Source organism: Lactobacillus sp. XV31L (assembly GCF_059900865.1).
This window is the reverse complement of the sequence record NZ_JBWXGC010000006.1, coordinates 96,334-116,468: the sequence shown is the minus strand read 5'-3', so window position 1 is coordinate 116,468 and position 20,135 is coordinate 96,334. Positions and strand designations below refer to the sequence as shown.

The window sequence follows — 20,135 nt, the reverse complement described above, 5'->3', positions numbered from 1 at the left end:
CAAAATTAAACACGACGACGTTTTGGTGGCCTAGAACCATTGTGGGGAACTGGAGTGACATCACGAATTGCAGTGATCTCAAGACCTGTAGCTTGTAAAGACCTAATTGCAGATTCACGACCTGAACCGGGACCTTTAACTGAAACTTCTACATGCTTCATGCCTTGATCCATGGCGCTCTTAGCTGCCGCTTCGGCTGCCATCTGGGCTGCAAATGGAGTAGACTTACGGCTACCCTTAAAGCCTAATGCACCAGCTGAGGACCAAGCAATTGCATTGCCTTGAACGTCAGTAATCATGACTAAAGTATTATTAAACGTAGAATGAATATGCGCAACGCCTTTTTCAACGTGCTTCTTCACACGACGCTTACGTGCTGTTTTAGGCATCAATAAACCTCCTTATAAATTTTATTTATTCTTCTTACTACCCTTACGAGTGCGGGCGTTATTCTTGGTATTTTGACCACGAACTGGAAGTCCACGGCGGTGACGAATACCACGGTAAGAACCAATGTCAATCAACCGCTTGATATTCATGCTGATTTCTCTACGCAAGTCACCTTCAACGCGGTATTTATCAACTTCTGCGCGCAGCTTTTCCTGATCGTCTGGAGTCAAATCTTTTGACCGTATGTCTTCAGAAACACCAGCTTCCGCACAAATTTTCTGAGCTGTTGGTTCACCAATACCATAAATATATGTTAATGCAACAACTATTCTTTTATCTCTTGGCAAGTCAACACCAGCAATACGTGCCATAAATTGCACCTCCTATTTATTTTTAACCTTGACGCTGCTTGTGTTTTGGATTTGCAGAACAAATAACCATCACACGACCATGTCTTTTAATAATCTTACAATGTTCACACATTGGTTTAACAGATGGTCTAACCTTCATGTTTCCCTCCGTTATTACTTTATAAACCGATAAGTAATTCTACCTTTTGTCAAATCATAAGGAGAAAGTTCTACAGTAACACGGTCTCCAGGCAAAATTCGAATGTAGTGCATTCTTATTTTGCCGGAAACATGTGCTAAAATCGTAGCTCCATTTTCCAATTCAACTTTAAACATAGCATTGGGCAAAGTATCAACTACTTTACCCTTTACTTCAATGACATCATCTTTTGGCAAAGCTGTTCCTCCGCATTTAAACAGTCATACTTTGAAATTATAACACGGAAAAGTAAAGATACCAATTATTAGTTTTTACTTAAAACCGCATCGACTTTTTCAAATACTTTTTCTGTAGATTGTTCACCGTCAACAACAGTCAACAACCCATTCTTTTGGTAATAGTCCTTCAAAGGAGTATTCATCTTTTCGTTAACTTCCAAACGATTCTTAACTACTTCAGGCTTGTCATCTGGACGTTGGTAAAATTCATGGCTGCCGCAACGATCACAAGTGCCTTCAACTTTAGGCATCTTTGTAATCTTGTTATAAGTGGCGCCGCAACTTTTACACATGAAGCGTGCCGATAAGCGTTTAACCAAAGTTTTCTCATTGACTTCTAGTGAAATCACACTGGTCAGAGGCTTATTCAACCGTTTAGTGATCCCTTCCAAAAGTTCTGCTTGAACAATTGTCCGGGGAAAGCCATCTAATATATAGCCTTGCTTGATATCCGGTTGGCTTAAGCGTTCTTCAACCAGCCGAGCAGTAACTTCGTCTGGTACCAGATTGCCCTTGTCAATATAACTTTTAGCTTCAAGACCAACTTTGGTCTTGTTAGCCATTGCTTCTCTAAACATATCCCCAGTTGAAATATGAGTTAGATGATATTTATCGACAATTTGTTCTGATACCGTGCCTTTCCCTGCACCCGGCAATCCTAAAAGAAATAAGTTAATCATTTATCCATTCCTATCTGATGAATCCAATGTATTCTCTCTTCATTAACAAACCGTTAACTTGACGAGATAATTCTAAGACAACTCCGATAACGATCAAAAGGCTTGTTCCGCCTAGACCAATAGAACTAGGTAAGTTCCAAAGATTAGTTGCAAGCTGTGGTAGTAAGGCTACTAGTCCCAAGAAAACAGATCCAACTGTTGATAGTCTAATCAACAACTTGGAGACGTAATCTTGAGTGTCCTTACCTGGCCAAACGCTAGGGATATATGCACCTTGCTTCTGCAGATTCTTTGCCAGCTTCTCAGGGTTAACCTGAACAAAAGCATAGAAGAAGGTAAACAGAATAATCAAAATGGTGTAAATTATCACCCCTGGCGTTGTCTGCATACTAAAGATGTCAGTCATTACTTTGTACCATTGCTGATCGCCTTGGGATCTTTGAAAGGCCATTAAAATTGTTGCTGGTGTAATAATAAACGAACTAGCGAAAATTACGGGAATAACACCTGAAACGTTAACTTTTAATGGTAGGAAACTTTCAGAGCCACTGATAGTTGCTCGTCTTGTATATTGGATTGGAATCCGGCGATCTGCCTGTTCAACCCACGTAACGATCTGCGTTACGATGAGGATTGCAATGATAATCGCGATGAAGAACAAAATCCCTTGCCAACGATTATCCGCACTAGTATTGACAACTCCCTCTTTATAAAGCTGCCAGAGGCCGCGTGGGAGTCGTGCAATAATACCGGCAAAGATAATCACTGAAACACCATTGCCGAGACCCTTGTCAGTGATTTCATCACCAAGCCAGGTCAAAAGCATTGTTCCTGCCGTCATTACGATGGCAATTTCAATATAGGTCTGTGGTGTTTGCGTCTTAACCAAACCCATTTGGGTTAATGCATTAAAGCCAAGCGTAATGCCTATGCTTTGTACAAATGCAACTCCCAATGAGAGCCACCTAGTGACTTGGTTAGTCTTGCGCCGACCAACTTCACCTTGCTTGCCCCACTCTACTAATGTTGGAACAATGTCCATCTGCAACAATTGAATAACAATTTGGGCAGTAATATAGGGGGACACACCCAGTGAAAAGATTGAATAATTATCTAGCCCACCACCGGAAACAGTATCCAGCATTGGGACTAAGCCAGTCTGTGCGACTTGAGTAATCGCTTTTGCATTAACACCTGGAACCGCAATATTAGCCCCAATACGGTATAGCAAAAGAATAAAGAGCGTGAAATAAATCTTATTTCTTATTTCTTTATCCTTAAAGGCGTTCTTCAAGGTCGAAAACATTAGATCACCTCAACAGATCCGCCAGCTGCTTCAATTGCTTTTTGAGCAGCGGCAGAAACTTTGTTAACCTTTACGTTTAACTTAACTTTTAACTCACCTTTGGCAAGTACTTTAACACCTGATAATTCTTTCTTAACCAAGCCTTTTTCTTTAAGACTAGCAACAGTTACTTCGCTGCCGTCTGCAAACTTGTTTAAGTCTTCCAAATTAACAATTACGTAATCCTTACGGTTAACATTCTTAAAACCACGCTTAGGCATAGTTCTGAATAATGGCATTTGACCACCTTCAAAACCTAAACGAGTATGGCCGCCTTGACGAGACAATTGTCCCTTTTGTCCACGACCAGAAGTCTTTCCGTGACCACTTGAAGTACCACGACCAACACGTTTTCTTGTGTCGCGTGAGCCTTCAGCGGCATGTAATTCATGAAGCTTCATTAATTTGAGCACCTCCTCGATTAATTTTTAATCTCTTCAACAGAGATCAAGTGGGCAATTTTCAACAATGCGCCACGAGTGGCAGCATTGTCTGGTAGAGTAGCTGAACTGTTGATTCTACCCAAGCCAAGAGCCTTAACAATTTTCTTTTGGTTAGGTAGACGGTGCGCAGCACTTCTAATTAAAGTAACTTTTAATTCAGTCATTTATCTAGTCTCCCTAATCTAAATTTGCGTGGCGAAGTTTTTCAATATCTTCACTCGTTCTTAGCTTCTTCAAGCCATCCATCGCTGCGCGAACGACATTGATTGGCGTGTTTGAGCCCAGTGACTTAGAAGTAACGTCTGCAATACCAGCCATATCCATGACGATACGAACGGCACCACCAGCTGCAACACCAGAACCGGCAGGAGCAGGCTTGAATAAAATGCTGCCTGAGCCATAGTGACCAATTACTTCATGCGGAATGGTTGATCCAACTGTTGGAACGGTAATCATATTCTTCTTACCAGCTTCAACTGCCTTACGGATTGCTTCTGGAACTTCTTGAGCTTTACCAGTACCAAAGCCGACGCGACCTTTTTTGTCGCCAACGATTACCAGGGCAGCAAATCTCATTCTTTGACCACCCTTGACAACCTTGGTGACACGATTGATAGCTACTAACTGATCTTCGATGTCGTCTTTATTTCTGCGATTATTATGAGAATCGTTGCGGTTTGCCATGTATTATTCTCCTTCCCTAGAAATCTAATCCGTTTTCACGAGCGGCATCTGCCAAAGCTGAAATACGGCCGTGGTATAAGTAACCACTTCGATCAAACACAATGCTTGAAATGTTTTTTGCTTTAGCTGCTTCGGCAATAGCCTTGCCAACAGCTTGGGCTTGTTCTACCTTAGTCGAACCCTTAACAGATTCATCTAAAGTTGAGGCACTTGCTAGCGTTACACCCGCTACGTCATCAATTAATTGAGCGTAGATGTTTTTATTTGAACGGAAAACACTTAAGCGTGGGCGCTCAGCAGTACCAGAAATCTTGCTACGAATACGTTTATGACGCTTTAAGCGCAATTTATTCTTATCTGGTTTTGAAATCACAATTTCACCTCAAAATTTATTTATTACTTACCTGTCTTACCTTCCTTACGACGTACGTATTCATCAACATAACGAATACCTTTGCCCTTGTAAGGTTCTGGTGGACGTACAGCACGAATTTCAGCAGCAAACTGTCCAACATTTTGCTTCGAAATTCCTTCTACTTCAATATCTGTGTTTGAAGTGGCATTTACAGAAACACCTTCTGGTGCAGTCATTACGACTTGGTGCGAAAAGCCAACGTTTAGCGTTAACTTGTTACCCTGTGTAGTAGCACGGTAACCAACACCAATTAACTTCAATGTCTTCTTGTAGCCGTTAACTACGCCTTCAATCATTGATGCCAAGTTAGCTCTTTCAGTTCCGTGAAGTGCTTTGTCACTTTCACTAGAACGAGAAAAATTAATCTTGCCATCTTCTTGCTTAAAGGTAATTTTCGGATCGAAGTATCTAGTTAATTCACCCTTTGGTCCCTTAACCGTAATGTCGTTACCCTTTTTGGTAACTGTGACATTGTCCGGGACTTCAATTGTTTTTAAACCTATACGGCTCATTGATTATGCTCCTTTCTGTCAGAATTACCAAACGTAAGCAACAACTTCGCCGCCAACGTCTTTTTGTCTAGCTTCCTTGTCGGTAATTACACCAGCAGAAGTAGAAACGATGGCAATGCCTAAGCCGTTAAGAACTTTAGGCAAGTTCTCAGCGCCAACGTAATTTCTTAAGCCTGGCTTAGAAATACGCTTTAAACCTGAAATAACCCGTTCTCCGTCTGGACCATACTTCAAGAAAATCTTGATAACGCCTTGCTTATTGTCATCAGTTACTTCGTAATCACGGATGAAGCCTTCGCGTTTCAAAATTTCTGAAATAGATTTTTTAATATTTGATGCAGGAATTTCAACTGAACTATGCTTTGCCATGTTGGCATTTCTAATTCTAGTCAAGTAATCTGCGATCGGATCTGTCATGACCATTATGCTATCCTCCTAACCGTATTACCAACTGGCCTTTTTAAGACCTGGGATTTGACCCTTGTGAGCTAAATCCTTCAGACAAATACGGCATAAGCCAAATTTACGGTAAACGGAGTGTGGACGACCACATCTCTCGCAACGAGTATATTCACGTGAAGAAAATTTAGCAGGACGATGATTTCTAATTTTTTGTGATGTTTTAGCCATTAATGTCCTCCATTATCTTGCTATTTTGCAAACGGCATACCAAATTGACTGAGTAGCGCTTGGGCTTCCTCGTCAGTGTTGGCAGTAGTAACGATAACAACATCTAACCCTCTAGTCCGATTAACCTTATCAAAGTCAATTTCGGGGAAGATAAGTTGTTCCTTAATACCTAATGTGTAGTTGCCACGGCCATCGAATGAACGACTTGAAACGCCGCGGAAGTCACGAACACGAGGAAGTGAAACATTGACTAACTTGTACAAGAAATCGTACATCCGATCTCCTCTAAGTGTTACCTTAGCACCAATCGACATACCTTCACGCAAGCGGAAGTTAGCGATTGACTTTTTAGCCTTAGTGACTAATGGCTTTTGACCAGAAATTAAAGTCAATTCTTCAACTGCTTCATCCAAATTCTTGGCATTTGAAACAGCATCACCAACACCCATGTTCAGAACAATCTTATCGATTTTAGGAACTTGCATTACAGACTTGTATTCAAACTTTTCTTGTAGTGCAGGAATAATTTTTTCTTTATATTCTTGAGCTAATTGATTTGTCATTTGTATCCTCCCTTCTATTTCTTAGTTTCTTCTTTTTTGCTTTCAGACTTGGCAATAACCTTGACATTTGATGCGTGAATTGAACCTTCAGATTCAACTACACCACCATTTGCATTGTTTTGCGAAGGCTTTTGGTGTTTCTTAATCGTATTAACGCCCTTGACAACCACACGGTTTTTCTTAGTGTTAACAGAAAGAACGATTCCTTCTTTGCCCTTGTCTTTTCCGGCAATAACTTTTACTTTGTCACCAGTTTTAACAAACATCAGTGCACCTCACTTATTATAAGACTTCAGGAGCAAGAGAGACGATCTTCATAAAGTCGTGCTCACGCAACTCACGTGCAACAGGCCCGAAGATACGAGTACCACGTGGACTCTTGTCTGCATTAATAACTACGCCAGCATTCTCATCAAATTTAATGTATGAGCCATCTTCACGGCGTGCGCCTGATTTTGTCCTAACAATGACCGCTTTAACAACGTCACCCTTTTTGACAACGCCACCTGGTGTTGCTTGTTTAACAGTTGCTACCACGATGTCGCCAATGTTACCGGCCTTACGCTTTGATCCACCTAAGACTCTAATAACCAAAAGTTCTCTGGCACCTGAGTTATCAGCAACCTTCAAACGGGATTCATTTTGAATCACGATATAATCCTCCCCTCACTAAATCCGCAAGTTAAACAGATTTCTTAACAATTTCTACTAAACGAAAGCGTTTTGTACGAGATAATGGACGAGTTTCCATGATACGAACAGTATCGCCAACTTTAGCTTCATTATTTTCGTCTTGTGCGTAGTATTTCTTGGAATATTTGATACGCTTCTTGTATACAGGGTGGTTCTTGTAAGTATCAACAACAACAGTAATTGTCTTGTCGTTCTTATCAGAAACTACGCGACCTTGATATACGTGACGATGATTTCTTTCGATTGATTCGCTCAAGTTAATAACTCCCTTCCACTAATCGTTCTTCAATGCTTTTTCACTAAGAATTGTTTTAATTCTAGCGATGTTTTTGCGGACTTTACTCAGGCGAGCGGTGTTTTCTAATTGACCCGTTGCTTGTTGGAAACGTAAGTTAAAGAGTTCTTCTTTATATTGCTTTTCCTTGTCTAACATTTGATCAGTGGTTAATGCTCTGATTTCCTTAGCCTTCATTAGAATTGCCACCTACTTCCGAACTTTTCATCACAAACTTACATTTAATTGGCAGTTTGGTTGAGGCAAGACGGAGTGCTTCACGCGCAACTTCTTCGCTCACGCCACCAATTTCAAACATGATCTTTTCTCTCTTGACTACAGCAACCCATCCGGCTGGTGCACCTTTACCAGAACCCATCCGGACACCAACACCTTTAGCAGTGTATGATTTCTGCGGGAAAATTCTAATCCAAACTTTACCACCACGCTTCATGTAACGAGTCATCGCAACACGGGCAGCTTCAATTTGTTGAGAGGTAATCCAGTGTGATTCAAGGGCTTGCAGTCCAAATTCACCAAAGGCAATGGTCTTACCGCCTTTAGCAGCACCACGCATCTTTCCACGGAATTCACGACGGTGTTTTACTCGCTTTGGTACTAGAGGCATTATTTGTTTCCTCCCTTCACATTTTCGGGCTTCTTACTCTTAGAAGGTAAGATTTCACCCCGGTTGATCCATACTTGAACACCAATTTCACCGTAAGTGGTGTAGGCATTTACCCAAGCATAGTCAATATCCGCTCTTAATGTTTGCAACGGAACACGGCCTTCTGTATGCCATTCTCTTCTTGCCATGTCAGCACCATTTAGACGACCAGATGTTTGAACTCTGATTCCTTTGGCACCTGCACGCATAGTTCTTTGCGTAGCTTGACGGATTGCACGTCTAAAGGCAATACGAGCCTCTAATTGACTTGCAATGCTGTCTGCTACAAGCTTGGCATCAAGGTCCGGCTTCTTAATTTCAACAATATTAACGTGAACTTGCTTGTTAGTCAAAGCATTTAGTTCTTTTCTTAAAGTTTCAACTTCAGAACCACCTTTACCAATTACCATACCTGGTTTAGAGGTATTGATTGATACATTGATTCTGTTAGCTGCACGTTCAATTTCAACAATAGAAACAGAGGCATCCTTTAATTTCTTAGAGATGAATTTTCTAATTTTCAGGTCTTCAGTTAAGGTTTCTTTGTATCCCCTGTCAGCATACCATTTAGATTCCCAGTCACGAATTACGCCGAGACGAAAACCATTTGGGTTAATCTTCTGACCCATTAATATACCTCCCTTAATCGTTCTTTTCAGAAACTACTACAACTACATGACTAGTTCTCTTGTTAATCGGAGAAGCCATACCTTTGGCACGGGGTCTAAATCTCTTCAATGTTGCACCTTCATTTACGTATGCTTCTGATACGTAAAGGTTTGCACTTTCAAGATCGTAGTTGTGTTCTGCGTTAGCAATTGCTGAGCGCAAAACCTTTTCAACGATTGGGGAAGCAGCTCTAGGCGTAAATTGCAAGATTGCCAATGCTTCAGCAACGTCCTTGCCGCGAATCAAGTCAACGACTAAACGTGCTTTTCTTGCAGCAATTCGAACAGTTCTTGCTTCAGCCCTAGCTGAACTTATTTGTTCTGCCATTTAAGTGTTTCTCCTTCCTCTATTTTGCAGTAGCCTTGTCACTAGATGTCTTATGTCCACGGAAAGTTCTCGTTGGAACAAATTCACCTAGCTTGTGGCCAACCATGTCTTCAGTAACATATACTGGAACATGTTTTCTACCATCGTAAACAGCTATAGTCAATCCAACGAAGGAAGGGAAAATAGTTGAACGACGTGACCAAGTCTTAATAACCTGTTTTTTATCTGAGTTTGCCTGTGCATCAACTTTCTTTAATAATGATGCATCTGCAAAAGGCCCTTTTTTAATACTACGGCTCATTAATTAACCCTCCTTCTACTAATTGCTACCCTTACGGTGACGAATAATCAAGCGTTCGCTGGCTCTCTTCTTGTTTCTTGTCTTAACACCACGAGCCTTCTTGCCCCATGGAGTCATCGGTTGAGGACGACCAACTGGAGCCTTGCCTTCACCACCACCGTGTGGGTGATCGTTAGGGTTCATTACGGAACCACGAGATTGTGGACGTCTGCCCAACCAACGGCTGCGACCTGCCTTACCCAATTGGATAAGTGAGTGCTGCTCGTTGCCAACGACACCAATAGTTGCCCGGCAAACAGACAAGATCTTGCGAACTTCGCCACTTTGCAGTCTAACTAAGGTGTACTTGCCATCATTGCCTAATACTTGGGCACCAGTTCCGGCACTTCTTACCAGTTGGCCACCCTTGCCTGGTCTCAATTCAATGTTGTGAATTGTAGTACCAGTAGGAATGTCCTTAAGTGGTAAAGCATTACCTGGCTTAATATCAGAATTAGGACCAGACTCAACAATATCGCCAACTTTTAGACCCTTAGGAGCTAAAATGTAGGCCTTAATACCATCAGTGTAGTGAAGAAGCGCAATGTTAGCAGTTCTATTTGGATCGTACTCGATTGCCTTGACAACTGCCTTAGCGTTGTCCTTATTACGTTTAAAATCGATAATACGGTATTTTTGCTTGTGACCTCCGCCACGGTGTCTACTAGTAATATGACCATATGAATTACGACCTGCAGTGTGTGATTGCGATTCAAGCAAGGTACGTTCAGGCTTGCTCTTAGTAATCTCAGCAAAGTCGGAAGAAGTCATATTACGGCGACCATTTGTGGTTGGCTTATAAATTTTAATAGCCAATTGACTGACCTCCTATTACTTACTTTCTTCGTTATTTTCGTCTTTAAAAATCTTGATGTAGTTTGAATCATTTGTCAGAGTAACGATTGCCTTGCGGCTGCGGGCAGTCTTACCAGTGTAACGACCAACTCGCTTGTCCTTGCCCCGAACATTCATGATGTTAACTTTCTTAACTTTGACATCAAAGATTTCTTCAACAGCATCGCGAACTTGCGTCTTGGTTGCAGTTAAAAGCACGTTGAAAGTGTACTTCTTATCATCCATTAAGTTCGTTGACTTTTCAGTAATGACAGGTCTTAAAATGATATCGTGTGCACTCATTTTTGTGAAGCCCCCTCAACATTCTTTTCAATTTCTTCAACAGCATTCTTAGTTAAGATTAACTTGTCGCAATTGACAACATCTTCAACATTTAAGCCGTTGATTGCAATTACCTTGACCTTGGGTAAGTTCTTGGCAGATAAGTGGACATTCTTGTCCTCTGCAACAACCAATACCTTGCCTTCAACTTTCAAACCATCCAGAATTGCTTTGAATTCCTTTGTCTTAGGAGCTGACATTGTCAAGTTGTCCACAACAATTAAATCTTGGTCAAGCAACTTTTGTGAAAGAGCTGACTTGATAGCCAGGCGACGTTGCTTCCTTGGCATTGAATATGCGTAAGAACGTGGGGTTGGTCCGAAGACTACACCACCGCCGCGCCATTGTGGTGATCTGATGGAACCTTGACGAGCACGTCCAGTACCCTTTTGCTTCCATGGTTTCTTACCACCGCCGCGAACAGCAGATCTATTCTTAACCTTTGAGGTGCCTTGCCGCTTACCAGCTCTTTGTCTGATAATTGCGTCAAAAACAACGCTTTCGTTTGGTTCAATCCCAAACACATCATCTTTTAAAGTAACTTCGCCAGCAGCTTTACCCTTTTGATCGATAACCTTTAAATTAGCCATTCTAGTCCTCCTTCCTAATCGTTATTCTTAACAGCAGATCTAACAGTAATCAATGAGTTCTTAGCACCTGGAACATTGCCTTTGATCAGCAATACATTCTTGTCAGCTACAACTTTTTCAATTACTAAATTTTCAATGGTAACTTTCTTAGTACCCATGTGTCCTGGCAATCTCTTGCCCTTTGGCACACGGTTAATGATGGAACCCATTGAACCAGGAATTCTGTGGTATCTTGAACCGTGAGTTTCTGGTCCCCGTGATTGGCCCCAACGCTTAATGTTACCTTGGTATCCATGACCTCTTGTAATTCCAGTAACGTCAACAACGTCACCTTCCTTAAATGTGTCCACAGTTATTTCTGAGCCGACTTCGTAGTCCTTAAGCTCAACTCCGCGGATTTCACGTATGAAGCGCTTAGGCGAAGTCTTTGCTTTTGCAGCATGACCTTTTTCTGGTTTGTTGCTCAAAACTTCACGCTTATCCTGGTACCCAACTTGAATTGCTTCGTAGCCGTCTGATTCAACAGTCTTAACTTGCATAACAACGTTAGGAGCTGCTTCAACAACAGTTACGGGTACAAGGATACCATCTTTGGTGAAGACTTGAGTCATACCGACTTTTCTTCCTAAGATTCCTTTGGTCATGATCACACCTCTTTCTTTTTTTAAAATTATAACTTAATTTCGATGTCAACGCCGCTTGGTAGATCAAGCTTCATTAGCGAATCAACAGTCTTAGGTGTTGGATTTAAAATGTCGATCAAGCGCTTGTGCGTCCGTATTTCAAATTGTTCACGAGAATCCTTGTTCTTGTGTGGAGAACGCAAAACAGTGAACAAAACCCTTTCTGTTGGCAAGGGAACTGGACCTGAAATTTCAGCACCCGTTCTCTGCGCAGTAGCTACAATCTTTGCAGCTGATTCATCGAGAATACCATGTTCGTATGACTTAAGTCTGATACGAATTGATTGACTTGCCATTAAATTACCTCCTTAACGTCTTCTTTAAAAGATGACTAGCTTCCGCAAAAATTCCCAGCTCCACCACTGTGGCAATGCATCCTGGTGTGCCGCAACCTTTTGCATCAACGCTTTACAACAAATATGCGCATAAGGACAGAGTATGCCCTAAAAGCACAAAAACTAGTATACCTTCTCTAAGCTGAAATATCAAGGGTTTTAGGGGCTTTTATTAATCTTTTTTACATATTTAAGCTTCCCGTGATGAACAGTCTTTACTAATAGAAAATCACAGCTATTTCCAACTGCTTTTTGGTACACAAAAAGAGGCATTGGCTCTACCAATGTCTCGATTTACTATTTATATTCAGTTTTTATCTGATAATAATCTTATTCAGCGTGACCGCCACGTGACTTAATGATTTCTTCCTGAATTGACTTAGGAGTAACTGCATAATGGTCAAATACCATAGTGAAGGTACCACGACCTTGAGTCGATGACCGCAAAGTAGTTGCGTAGCCAAACATTTCAGCAAGTGGAACCATTGAGTTCAAGACTTTAGCACCTGCACGGTCTTCCATGTTGTCCATCGTACCACGACGAGCAGTAATGGAACCCATAACATCACCCAAGTAATCTTCTGGCGTAATTACTTGCACTTTCATGATTGGCTCAAGGATTACAGCACCAGCTTTTGATGCAGCATTTCTCAAGGCTAGCGATGCAGCAACCTTGAAGGCAGCTTCAGAAGAGTCAACTTCGTGGTAACTACCATCGTAGAGTTTAGCCTTAACGTCAATGAGTGGGTAACCGGCGAGGATGCCATTCTTCATTGATTCTTGCAAACCTGCATCAACGGATGGAATAAATTCACGCGGGACTACCCCTCCGACAATGGCATCTTCAAATTCATAGCCCTTACCACGTTCGTTAGGTGTAAATTCAATCCAAACGTCACCGTATTGACCCTTACCACCAGATTGACGCACAAACTTACCTTGTGCCTTAGTTGGTTTAGTAAAGGTTTCCCGGTAGGCAACTTGTGGTTGACCGATCTTGGCTTCAACGTGGAACTCACGCTTCATCCGTTCAACCATGATTTGCAAGTGGAGTTCACCCATTCCGGAAATCAAGGTTTGACCAGTTTCAGCATTGGTTTCAGCCCTGAAGGTCGGGTCTTCTTCTGTCAGCTTTTGCAAAGCAACATCAAGCTTATCACGGTCAGCCTTAGATTCAGGTTCAATTGAGACCTGGATAACTGGATCTGGCACTTCCAAACTTTCCAAGATCAATGGATGATCTGGGTCGGTTAATGAATCACCTGTAGTAGTATTCTTTAAACCAATTGCACCAGCAATATCACCTGAGAAGACTTCAGAAATTTCGCTTCTTGAGTTGGCGTGCATTTGCAGCAAACGACCAACACGTTCACGGTTATTCTTAGAAGCATTCAGTACGTATGAACCGGATTCAAGTGATCCAGTGTAAACCCGGATATAAGTCAAACGGCCAACGAATGGGTCGGTAGCAATCTTAAATGCAAGTGCGGCAAACGGCTTGTCGTCGCCAGCCATTAATTCACTTTCTTCACCTGTCTTAGGATCATGAGCGATATAAGGCTTAACGTCTACTGGAGATGGCAAGTAGTCAACAACACCATCAAGCATCATTTGCACACCCTTGTTCTTGAAGGCTGACCCAGCAAATACTGGGAAGATCTTCAAGTCCAAAGTAGCTTTACGGATAGCTGCTTTCAGCTCTTCAACGGAAATTTCTTCGCCGCCCAAGTACTTTTCCATGATGTCATCATCGACATCAGCAACTTGTTCAACTAACTCATTGCGCCGCTTTTCAGCTTCTTCCTTGTATTCATCAGGAACGGGAATAGTGTCCCAGTTTGAACCAAGCTTGTCTTCGTCATAAACGTCCGCTACCATGTCAATTAGGTCGATTACCCCTTCAAAGGTCTCGGCAGAACCAATTGGCATTTGAACGGCCAAAGCATTGGCGTTTAAACGCTCGTGCAGGGACGTGACAGAGTTGTCGAAGTCAGCACCAATTTTATCCATCTTGTTAACGAAAACAATTCGTGGAACACCGTAAGTTTCAGCTTGACGCCAAACATTTTCAGTTTGAGGTTCAACGCCGGCTTGAGCATCAAGAACAGTCACCGCACCATCAAGCACACGCAAGGACCGTTCAACTTCGATTGTGAAGTCAACGTGTCCGGGAGTGTCAATGATGTTGATCCGGTAGTCTTTCCACTGCGCAGTCGTTGCGGCTGAAGTAATGGTAATACCACGTTCTTTTTCTTCGTCCATCCAGTCCATCTGGGAGTCACCCTCGTGGGTTTCACCAATCTTGTGGATTTTGCCAGTATAGTAAAGAATACGCTCTGTAGTGGTTGTCTTACCCGCATCAATGTGGGCCATGATACCAATATTACGTGTTTTTTCTAATGGAAATTCACGCTTATTAGCCATAAATTTTTCTCTCCTTAAAAATTAGAAACGATAGTGGGCAAATGCACGGTTGGCTTCAGCCATCCGGTGAACATCTTCCCGCTTCTTAACAGCTGAACCAGTATTGTTAGAAGCATCAATGATTTCATTGGCCAAGCGTTCATCCATTGTATGTTCATTACGCAGACGTGCATATGAAACAAGCCATCTCAAGCCCAAAGTTGTTCTTCTTTCAGGACGAACTTCAACTGGGATCTGGTAGTTAGAACCACCAATACGGCGTGCTCTAACTTCCAAAACTGGCATGATGTTGTTCATAGCTTCTTCAAAGACTTCAAGTGGTTCCTTGCCAGTCTTGTCTTTAACGATGGTGAAAGCATCATAAAGGATTGAGGATGCCTTAGCTCTCTTACCGTCCAGCATCAAGTGGTTGATCAACTTGGTTACGAGCTTTGAGTCGTACACTGGATCTGCTAAAATATCTCTTTTAGTTACATGTCCTTTTCTAGGCATTATTTAACTCCTCCTTAATCTTTCTTGGCACCGTACTTAGAACGGCTCTGCTTTCTGCCATCGACACCAGCAGTATCAAGGGCACCACGGATGATGTGGTAACGCACACCAGGAAGGTCCTTTACACGACCACCACGGATTAGAACAACCGAGTGCTCTTGCAAGTTGTGGCCTTCACCTGGAATGTAGGCAGTAACTTCGATTAAGTTAGAAAGGCGAACACGGGCATACTTACGCAATGCTGAGTTTGGCTTCTTTGGCGTCATTGTACCCACACGAGTTGCAACCCCACGCATTTGAGGAGCAGGATTGTTGACCAATTCCTTCTTCATACTATTGTAACCGTAGCTTAAAGCTGGCGATTTTGATTTAGTCGTCTTGGTGTGACGACCTTTTCTTACCAATTGGTTAATGGTTGGCATTAAATTTTTCCTCCTAAAATCATTTTTGTTCACACATCCAGGAGTTTCTTTTTTACTCCTGAAATATACTTCAAAATGCACAAAGACTATTGTACGCGCTTCTAGGAAAAAATCAATCTCTATTTAATAAAAAGATAAAAAACTAGTTTTCAGCATACTTACTAAGTGAGGTGGTAACGATGGAGAAAATTTATTGCTTAACTAACTTTGTGCTTGGCGCATGCCTGGCTTCGCATGCAGCTGTAGTCGTCGAACGGATGGGCAAAGAAGACTTCATTTTCGCGCGTTCTCGTTGTGCTGCATGCCATAATGAGCTTAGCCTGCTAGATGAATTGCCGATTATTTCTTACTTTTGGCTTAAAGGGCACTGCCGCTACTGCCATAGTCCTATTCCTGCTAACTTATTAGTTACTGAAGTCATAGGTGGGGCAGCATATTTTGGCGTTGACTTCAGCCGCATCCAGGGACTTGCACTTGCACTTTTGCTTTTCAGTTTGTTGTTAACTGCCCTTTCTGACTGTGAACAGCAGGAATTCGACCTTGCTTTATTGCTGCCCACAATCATACTTGCACTTGGTCAGATTAACAAGGTTCTCCATTTCCAAATTTTTGACTTCATTGAGCTAGTTCCCATACTGCTGCTTTTAATTTACTATGTCTGTTGCGGTAAATTGGGCAGTGGCGATCTGATTATCTATTTGATTCTTGTCGTTTACTTTAATCCGCATTTTGCTAATCTAGTTTTCCTGCTTGCTTGCCTATTTTTCATCGTCCACTTCTTACTGGAAAGAGCAAACACTTCAGCCCAGGTGGCCTTTGTTCCCTACCTCTTTTTGGGATTGACTGTCTTACTGCTTTGAAAACAAAAAAGGCCTTTCTACTCTAATAGTAGAAAAGCCTTTTTACTTGCAACAACGTTGCCTAGCTTTGTGGTTCCTTTGTTTCATCAGCCTCTTTCATCTTCTTTTCAATATCAGCGATTGAATATACAGACTTTGGCTTTTTAACATCGGATTCAGGTTCCATGTTGCGGTAAACGGGGAGACCGGTACCAGCTGGAATAATCTTGCCAATAATGACATTTTCCTTCAGACCAAGTAGTGGATCATTCTTGCCTCTAATCGAAGCATCAGTCAGAACCCGAGTCGTTTCTTGGAAGGAAGCAGCAGATAAGAAGCTGTTCGTCTCAAGGGCGGCCTTGGTGATTCCCAGAATGACACTTTGGGCCGTAGCCGGGATGCCTCCAGAAATAATCACGGACTTGTTGCGATCCTTGAATTGGTCGATATCCATTACCTCACCTGGAAGCAAAGTAGTCTCGCCTGGATCAAGGATACGAACTTTTTGCAGCATTTGTCTAGTTAAAACCTCGACGTGCTTGTCAGAAATGTCCACACCTTGCATCCGGTATGCCTTTTGAACTTCAACCAAGATGTATTCTTCTGTCGTTAAGGTGTCGGTAACTTGAATCAATTCCTTCGGATCAACTGACCCTAAAGTCAACTTGTCGCCGCGGCGAACTTCATCGCCTTCAGCAACAGCTACTGAGGCAGTATAAGGAATGCTGTAGCTTCTAGTATCAATCTTGCCCTTAACGGTAATTTCACGTGTATGCTCAGCTGGGTTCTCCTGAATTGAATCAATTGTCCCATCAACTTCAGAGATGATTGCACGACCTTTAGGATTACGTGCTTCAAACAGCTCCTGCACACGAGGAAGACCCTGAGTAATATCTTCAGCGCCGGCCACACCACCGTTGTGGAAGGTCCGCAAGGTAAGCTGCGTACCTGGTTCACCGATTGACTGGGCAGCAACAGTACCAACTGCTTCACCCACTTCGACCTCTTCACCAGTTGCCAAGTTCATACCATAACACTTGCGACAAATACCATGAGACGTATCACAAGTCAAAATTGATCGTATCTTAACATCTGTAACGCCTGCGTCGCAAATCTTCCGCGTCAGATTTTCATCAATCAACTCGTTAGGACCTACAATTGCTTCACCAGACTGTGGGTCCTTGACAGTTTCAGCCGTAAAACGGCCTAGCAGACGATCGTAAAGCGGTTCAATCAGTTCATCGCCTTCCATGATTGCATGCACATTGATTCCGCGATCAGTGCCACAGTCATCTTCACGAATGATCACGTCTTGAGCAACATCAACTAGCCGTCTAGTTAAGTAACCAGATTGAGCAGTCTTTAGCGCCGTATCAGTCATTCCCTTACGAGCACCGTGAGTGGACATGAACAATTCAAGAACAGACAAGCCCTCTTTGAAGTTAGAGGTAACAGGAATTTCAAACAAACCACCGTTTGGCGTAGCCATCAGACCACGCATCCCGGCCAATTGCGTAAAGTTTGAAATGTTACCCCGGGCTCCAGAGTCAGCCATGATGGTGATTGGATTACGTGGATCATAAATCTGCGCAATCTCATCCTGTACCTGGTCCTTACACTCGTTCCAGATACTAATAACACGATCGTGTCGTTCTTGCTCAGTAATCAGACCCCGTCTAAATTGCTTAGAAACAACATCAACTTGCTTGTGGGCCTTGGCTACCTTTTCGTCCTTGTCATCGATTTCAGGAACATCGGTCATACCAATGGTGATGCCTGAAGTAGTAGAGCTGGTGTAGCCCAAAGTCTTCAAGTCATCAAGGTATTCTGACGTCCTTTGAACCTTGTAGTACTTATAAATCGTGGCAATTGAATCAGACAAGAAAGACTTCTTGAATGGCGTGGAAACCAGTTCACCGGCCACATCATCAATCTTTTCATGGATGTCTTCCCCTGCTTCTAAGAAGTACTTAGCTGCAAGCGGATTATTCAAATTCTCTTCCGTTGGCTCATTAATATAGTAGTAATTTTCTGGGAAGATCTGGTTGAAGATTACGCGACCGTATGTGGTAATAAAAATACCATGTTCATAACCTTTAGGCCATGCCTTTTGCGGCATTGAATCAGCAGCAATACCAATGATTGAGTGGTAGTGAATGTCGCCATTGTTATATGCAACAGTTGCTTCATCAGGCGAATTGAAAATCATCCCTTCGCCTTCACGACCTTTTTCAGCTTGAGTTAACCAGTAGTTGCCCAAAACAATATCCTGTGATGGCGTAACGATTGGCTTACCATCTTTAGGAGCCAAGATATGGTGGGCCGCAAGCATCAGCAAACGTGATTCTGCAACTGCTTCATCTGATAGTGGAACATGGATGGCCATCTGGTCACCATCGAAGTCGGCATTGTAGGCCTCACAAGCTAGTGGGTGTAAACGAATCGACTTACCAGGAACGAGTACTGGTTCAAAAGCCTGAATACTTAACCGGTGCAATGTTGGTGCGCGGTTCAATAAGACAGTTCTTTCCTTGATGACATTTTCTAGTACATCCCAGACATCATCATCTTCACGGTCAATCTTGCGCTTGGCACTCTTGATATTTGATGCCAGCTTGCGCTTAACTAATTCGTGCATTACAAAGGGCTTGAACAGTTCAAGTGCCATTGGACGCGGAACACCACACTGATAGAACTTCAATTTTGGTGAAACATCAATAACTGAACGACCAGAGTAGTCAACACGCTTACCCAGCAAGTTTTGACGGAAACGTCCTTGCTTACCCTTGAGCATGTGTGACAGGGACTTGAGCGGACGGTTGCCCGGTCCTACAACAGAACGGCCACGCCGGCCATTGTCGATCAAGGCATCAACTGCTTCTTGCAGCATCCGCTTTTCGTTTTGGACGATAATATTTGGTGCATTAAGGTCAAGCAGACGCTTCAAGCGATTGTTACGGTTAATAACCCGACGATACAAGTCGTTTAAGTCAGAAGTCGCAAAGCGGCCACCTTCTAGTTGTACCATTGGCCGCAAGTCTGGCGGAATAACTGGTACAGCATCAACTACCATCCATTCAGGCTTATTGCCCGAATTATTGAAAGCATCAAGAATATCTAGTCGTCTGATTGCTCGCGTCCGCTTTTGTCCTGTTGCCGTCTCCAGCTCTTTACGCAAGTCAGTAACTTCTTTGCCTAAGTCAACCTTGCGCAACAAGTCCCGAATTGCTTCGGCACCCATCTTAGCGATGAAGCGGTTGCCATACTTGCCCTTTTGCTCACGGTATTCAGCCTCAGTCATCAATTGCTTGAACTCAAGATCAGTATCACCTGGGTCAATCACAATGTAAGCCGCAAAGTAAATAACTTCTTCTAGCAATCTAGGTGACATATCAAGAATCAGACCCATCCGCGATGGGATTCCTTTAAAGTACCAAATATGAGTAACAGGCGCAGCTAATTCAATGTGGCCCATACGTTCTCTTCTAACTTTAGAAGAAGTAACTTCAACCCCGCACCGGTCACACACTATGCCACGATATCTTACGCCCTTGTACTTGCCACAGGCACAAGACCAGTCCTTGGTTGGACCAAAGATTCGTTCATCGAATAAACCATCTTTTTCTGGCTTAAGGGTACGGTAGTTAATTGTTTCTGGCTTCTTAACTTCGCCATATGACCAACTCCGGATCTTGTTCGGTGATGCAAGGCCAATCTGCATACTTTCAAATTTATTTACGTCGATCAAAAGTTT

At 42.6% G+C, this 20,135-nt stretch carries 32 protein-coding genes; 1 reads left to right on the top strand and 31 read right to left on the bottom strand.

The features are described 5' to 3' along the window. Nucleotides 1–5 precede the first annotated feature (5 nt). The 30 genes from rpsK to rpsL form a co-directional block, all read right to left on the bottom strand. On the bottom strand, nucleotides 6–389 hold the full coding sequence (gene rpsK / locus AC2JF7_RS05665) for a 30S ribosomal protein S11 (protein ID WP_500727720.1): 384 nt from the start codon (nucleotides 387–389) through the stop codon (nucleotides 6–8). Between the two features lie 21 nt (nucleotides 390–410). Continuing rightward, the gene (gene rpsM, locus AC2JF7_RS05660; protein ID WP_500727719.1) at nucleotides 411–761 is read right to left on the bottom strand and encodes a 30S ribosomal protein S13; all 351 of its coding nucleotides are present in this window, start codon (nucleotides 759–761) and stop codon (nucleotides 411–413) included. A 22-nt stretch (nucleotides 762–783) separates the two neighbouring features. Next, complete coding sequence (gene rpmJ / locus AC2JF7_RS05655) at nucleotides 784–900, bottom strand: 50S ribosomal protein L36 (protein ID WP_003647815.1); 117 nt, start codon at nucleotides 898–900, stop codon at nucleotides 784–786. A 14-nt stretch (nucleotides 901–914) separates the two neighbouring features. Then, nucleotides 915–1,136, bottom strand: a complete 222-nt coding sequence (gene infA / locus AC2JF7_RS05650; RefSeq protein ID WP_500727718.1) for a translation initiation factor IF-1 — start codon at nucleotides 1,134–1,136, stop codon at nucleotides 915–917. Between the two features lie 68 nt (nucleotides 1,137–1,204). Next, a complete protein-coding gene (locus AC2JF7_RS05645) occupies nucleotides 1,205–1,858 on the bottom strand; it encodes an adenylate kinase (protein WP_500727717.1) in 654 nt (217 codons plus the stop codon). Between the two features lie 10 nt (nucleotides 1,859–1,868). Continuing rightward, nucleotides 1,869–3,164 carry a preprotein translocase subunit SecY gene (secY, locus tag AC2JF7_RS05640; RefSeq protein ID WP_500727716.1) on the bottom strand — a complete coding sequence of 432 codons (1,296 nt, stop codon included), beginning with the start codon at nucleotides 3,162–3,164 and terminating at the stop codon, nucleotides 1,869–1,871. After that, nucleotides 3,164–3,604 carry a 50S ribosomal protein L15 gene (rplO, locus tag AC2JF7_RS05635; RefSeq protein ID WP_500727715.1) on the bottom strand — a complete coding sequence of 147 codons (441 nt, stop codon included), beginning with the start codon at nucleotides 3,602–3,604 and terminating at the stop codon, nucleotides 3,164–3,166. The genes secY and rplO overlap by 1 nt, the downstream gene beginning before the upstream one ends. A 20-nt stretch (nucleotides 3,605–3,624) precedes the next feature. Then, nucleotides 3,625–3,810, bottom strand: a complete 186-nt coding sequence (gene rpmD / locus AC2JF7_RS05630; RefSeq protein ID WP_500727714.1) for a 50S ribosomal protein L30 — start codon at nucleotides 3,808–3,810, stop codon at nucleotides 3,625–3,627. A gap of 13 nt (nucleotides 3,811–3,823) precedes the next feature. Continuing rightward, nucleotides 3,824–4,330 (bottom strand): 30S ribosomal protein S5, encoded by a 507-nt coding sequence (gene rpsE, locus AC2JF7_RS05625; protein ID WP_500727713.1) that lies wholly within the window; start codon nucleotides 4,328–4,330, stop codon nucleotides 3,824–3,826. Between the two features lie 16 nt (nucleotides 4,331–4,346). Beyond that, on the bottom strand, nucleotides 4,347–4,703 hold the full coding sequence (rplR, locus tag AC2JF7_RS05620; protein ID WP_500727712.1) for a 50S ribosomal protein L18: 357 nt from the start codon (nucleotides 4,701–4,703) through the stop codon (nucleotides 4,347–4,349). 23 nt (nucleotides 4,704–4,726) lie between these two features. Further along, nucleotides 4,727–5,257, bottom strand: a complete 531-nt coding sequence (gene rplF, locus AC2JF7_RS05615; protein ID WP_500727711.1) for a 50S ribosomal protein L6 — start codon at nucleotides 5,255–5,257, stop codon at nucleotides 4,727–4,729. A 24-nt stretch (nucleotides 5,258–5,281) separates the two neighbouring features. Continuing rightward, nucleotides 5,282–5,680: a 30S ribosomal protein S8 gene (gene rpsH, locus AC2JF7_RS05610; RefSeq protein ID WP_500727710.1), complete on the bottom strand. Its 399-nt coding sequence runs from the start codon at nucleotides 5,678–5,680 to the stop codon at nucleotides 5,282–5,284. A 21-nt stretch (nucleotides 5,681–5,701) separates the two neighbouring features. Further along, complete coding sequence (locus AC2JF7_RS05605; protein WP_046307561.1) at nucleotides 5,702–5,887, bottom strand: type Z 30S ribosomal protein S14; 186 nt, start codon at nucleotides 5,885–5,887, stop codon at nucleotides 5,702–5,704. A 20-nt stretch (nucleotides 5,888–5,907) separates the two neighbouring features. After that, nucleotides 5,908–6,450 (bottom strand): 50S ribosomal protein L5, encoded by a 543-nt coding sequence (gene rplE, locus AC2JF7_RS05600; RefSeq protein WP_500727709.1) that lies wholly within the window; start codon nucleotides 6,448–6,450, stop codon nucleotides 5,908–5,910. A 14-nt stretch (nucleotides 6,451–6,464) separates the two neighbouring features. Next, on the bottom strand, nucleotides 6,465–6,716 hold the full coding sequence (gene rplX / locus AC2JF7_RS05595) for a 50S ribosomal protein L24 (RefSeq protein WP_500727708.1): 252 nt from the start codon (nucleotides 6,714–6,716) through the stop codon (nucleotides 6,465–6,467). Nucleotides 6,717–6,732: 16 nt separating this feature from the next. Continuing rightward, nucleotides 6,733–7,101 (bottom strand): 50S ribosomal protein L14, encoded by a 369-nt coding sequence (gene rplN / locus AC2JF7_RS05590; protein ID WP_500727707.1) that lies wholly within the window; start codon nucleotides 7,099–7,101, stop codon nucleotides 6,733–6,735. A 31-nt stretch (nucleotides 7,102–7,132) separates the two neighbouring features. Beyond that, on the bottom strand, nucleotides 7,133–7,399 hold the full coding sequence (gene rpsQ / locus AC2JF7_RS05585; protein WP_500727706.1) for a 30S ribosomal protein S17: 267 nt from the start codon (nucleotides 7,397–7,399) through the stop codon (nucleotides 7,133–7,135). Between the two features lie 18 nt (nucleotides 7,400–7,417). Further along, the gene (gene rpmC, locus AC2JF7_RS05580; RefSeq protein ID WP_500727705.1) at nucleotides 7,418–7,615 is read right to left on the bottom strand and encodes a 50S ribosomal protein L29; all 198 of its coding nucleotides are present in this window, start codon (nucleotides 7,613–7,615) and stop codon (nucleotides 7,418–7,420) included. Next, nucleotides 7,605–8,045, bottom strand: a complete 441-nt coding sequence (gene rplP, locus AC2JF7_RS05575; RefSeq protein ID WP_500727704.1) for a 50S ribosomal protein L16 — start codon at nucleotides 8,043–8,045, stop codon at nucleotides 7,605–7,607. The genes rpmC and rplP overlap by 11 nt, the downstream gene beginning before the upstream one ends. Next, nucleotides 8,045–8,713: a 30S ribosomal protein S3 gene (gene rpsC / locus AC2JF7_RS05570; RefSeq protein WP_500727703.1), complete on the bottom strand. Its 669-nt coding sequence runs from the start codon at nucleotides 8,711–8,713 to the stop codon at nucleotides 8,045–8,047. The genes rplP and rpsC overlap by 1 nt, the downstream gene beginning before the upstream one ends. Before the next feature lie 13 nt (nucleotides 8,714–8,726). Then, nucleotides 8,727–9,080 (bottom strand): 50S ribosomal protein L22, encoded by a 354-nt coding sequence (gene rplV, locus AC2JF7_RS05565; protein ID WP_122018831.1) that lies wholly within the window; start codon nucleotides 9,078–9,080, stop codon nucleotides 8,727–8,729. Nucleotides 9,081–9,099: 19 nt separating this feature from the next. Continuing rightward, the gene (gene rpsS / locus AC2JF7_RS05560; protein WP_500727702.1) at nucleotides 9,100–9,381 is read right to left on the bottom strand and encodes a 30S ribosomal protein S19; all 282 of its coding nucleotides are present in this window, start codon (nucleotides 9,379–9,381) and stop codon (nucleotides 9,100–9,102) included. Nucleotides 9,382–9,399: 18 nt separating this feature from the next. Further along, nucleotides 9,400–10,236, bottom strand: a complete 837-nt coding sequence (gene rplB / locus AC2JF7_RS05555) for a 50S ribosomal protein L2 (protein ID WP_500727701.1) — start codon at nucleotides 10,234–10,236, stop codon at nucleotides 9,400–9,402. A 15-nt stretch (nucleotides 10,237–10,251) separates the two neighbouring features. Next, nucleotides 10,252–10,557 (bottom strand): 50S ribosomal protein L23, encoded by a 306-nt coding sequence (rplW, locus tag AC2JF7_RS05550; RefSeq protein ID WP_500727700.1) that lies wholly within the window; start codon nucleotides 10,555–10,557, stop codon nucleotides 10,252–10,254. Then, on the bottom strand, nucleotides 10,554–11,186 hold the full coding sequence (rplD, locus tag AC2JF7_RS05545) for a 50S ribosomal protein L4 (protein ID WP_500727699.1): 633 nt from the start codon (nucleotides 11,184–11,186) through the stop codon (nucleotides 10,554–10,556). The genes rplW and rplD overlap by 4 nt, the downstream gene beginning before the upstream one ends. A gap of 14 nt (nucleotides 11,187–11,200) precedes the next feature. Further along, nucleotides 11,201–11,830 carry a 50S ribosomal protein L3 gene (gene rplC, locus AC2JF7_RS05540; RefSeq protein WP_500727698.1) on the bottom strand — a complete coding sequence of 210 codons (630 nt, stop codon included), beginning with the start codon at nucleotides 11,828–11,830 and terminating at the stop codon, nucleotides 11,201–11,203. Between the two features lie 26 nt (nucleotides 11,831–11,856). Continuing rightward, nucleotides 11,857–12,165: a 30S ribosomal protein S10 gene (gene rpsJ / locus AC2JF7_RS05535; protein ID WP_500727697.1), complete on the bottom strand. Its 309-nt coding sequence runs from the start codon at nucleotides 12,163–12,165 to the stop codon at nucleotides 11,857–11,859. A gap of 369 nt (nucleotides 12,166–12,534) precedes the next feature. After that, a complete protein-coding gene (fusA, locus tag AC2JF7_RS05530; protein WP_500727696.1) occupies nucleotides 12,535–14,628 on the bottom strand; it encodes an elongation factor G in 2,094 nt (697 codons plus the stop codon). Nucleotides 14,629–14,649: 21 nt separating this feature from the next. Further along, a complete protein-coding gene (gene rpsG, locus AC2JF7_RS05525) occupies nucleotides 14,650–15,120 on the bottom strand; it encodes a 30S ribosomal protein S7 (RefSeq protein WP_500727695.1) in 471 nt (156 codons plus the stop codon). A 14-nt stretch (nucleotides 15,121–15,134) separates the two neighbouring features. Then, entirely contained in the window at nucleotides 15,135–15,542 is a 408-nt protein-coding gene (gene rpsL, locus AC2JF7_RS05520) for a 30S ribosomal protein S12 (protein WP_046307589.1), read from the bottom strand. Between the two features lie 179 nt (nucleotides 15,543–15,721). Here rpsL and AC2JF7_RS05515 point away from each other — a divergent pair, with 179 nt between their 5' ends. Further along, nucleotides 15,722–16,402 carry a prepilin peptidase gene (locus tag AC2JF7_RS05515; RefSeq protein WP_500727694.1) on the top strand — a complete coding sequence of 227 codons (681 nt, stop codon included), beginning with the start codon at nucleotides 15,722–15,724 and terminating at the stop codon, nucleotides 16,400–16,402. A gap of 61 nt (nucleotides 16,403–16,463) precedes the next feature. Here the strand turns inward: AC2JF7_RS05515 and rpoC are convergent, their stop codons facing one another. Further along, on the bottom strand, nucleotides 16,464–20,129 hold the full coding sequence (gene rpoC / locus AC2JF7_RS05510; protein ID WP_500727693.1) for a DNA-directed RNA polymerase subunit beta': 3,666 nt from the start codon (nucleotides 20,127–20,129) through the stop codon (nucleotides 16,464–16,466). Between the last annotated feature and the right edge of the window lie 6 nt (nucleotides 20,130–20,135).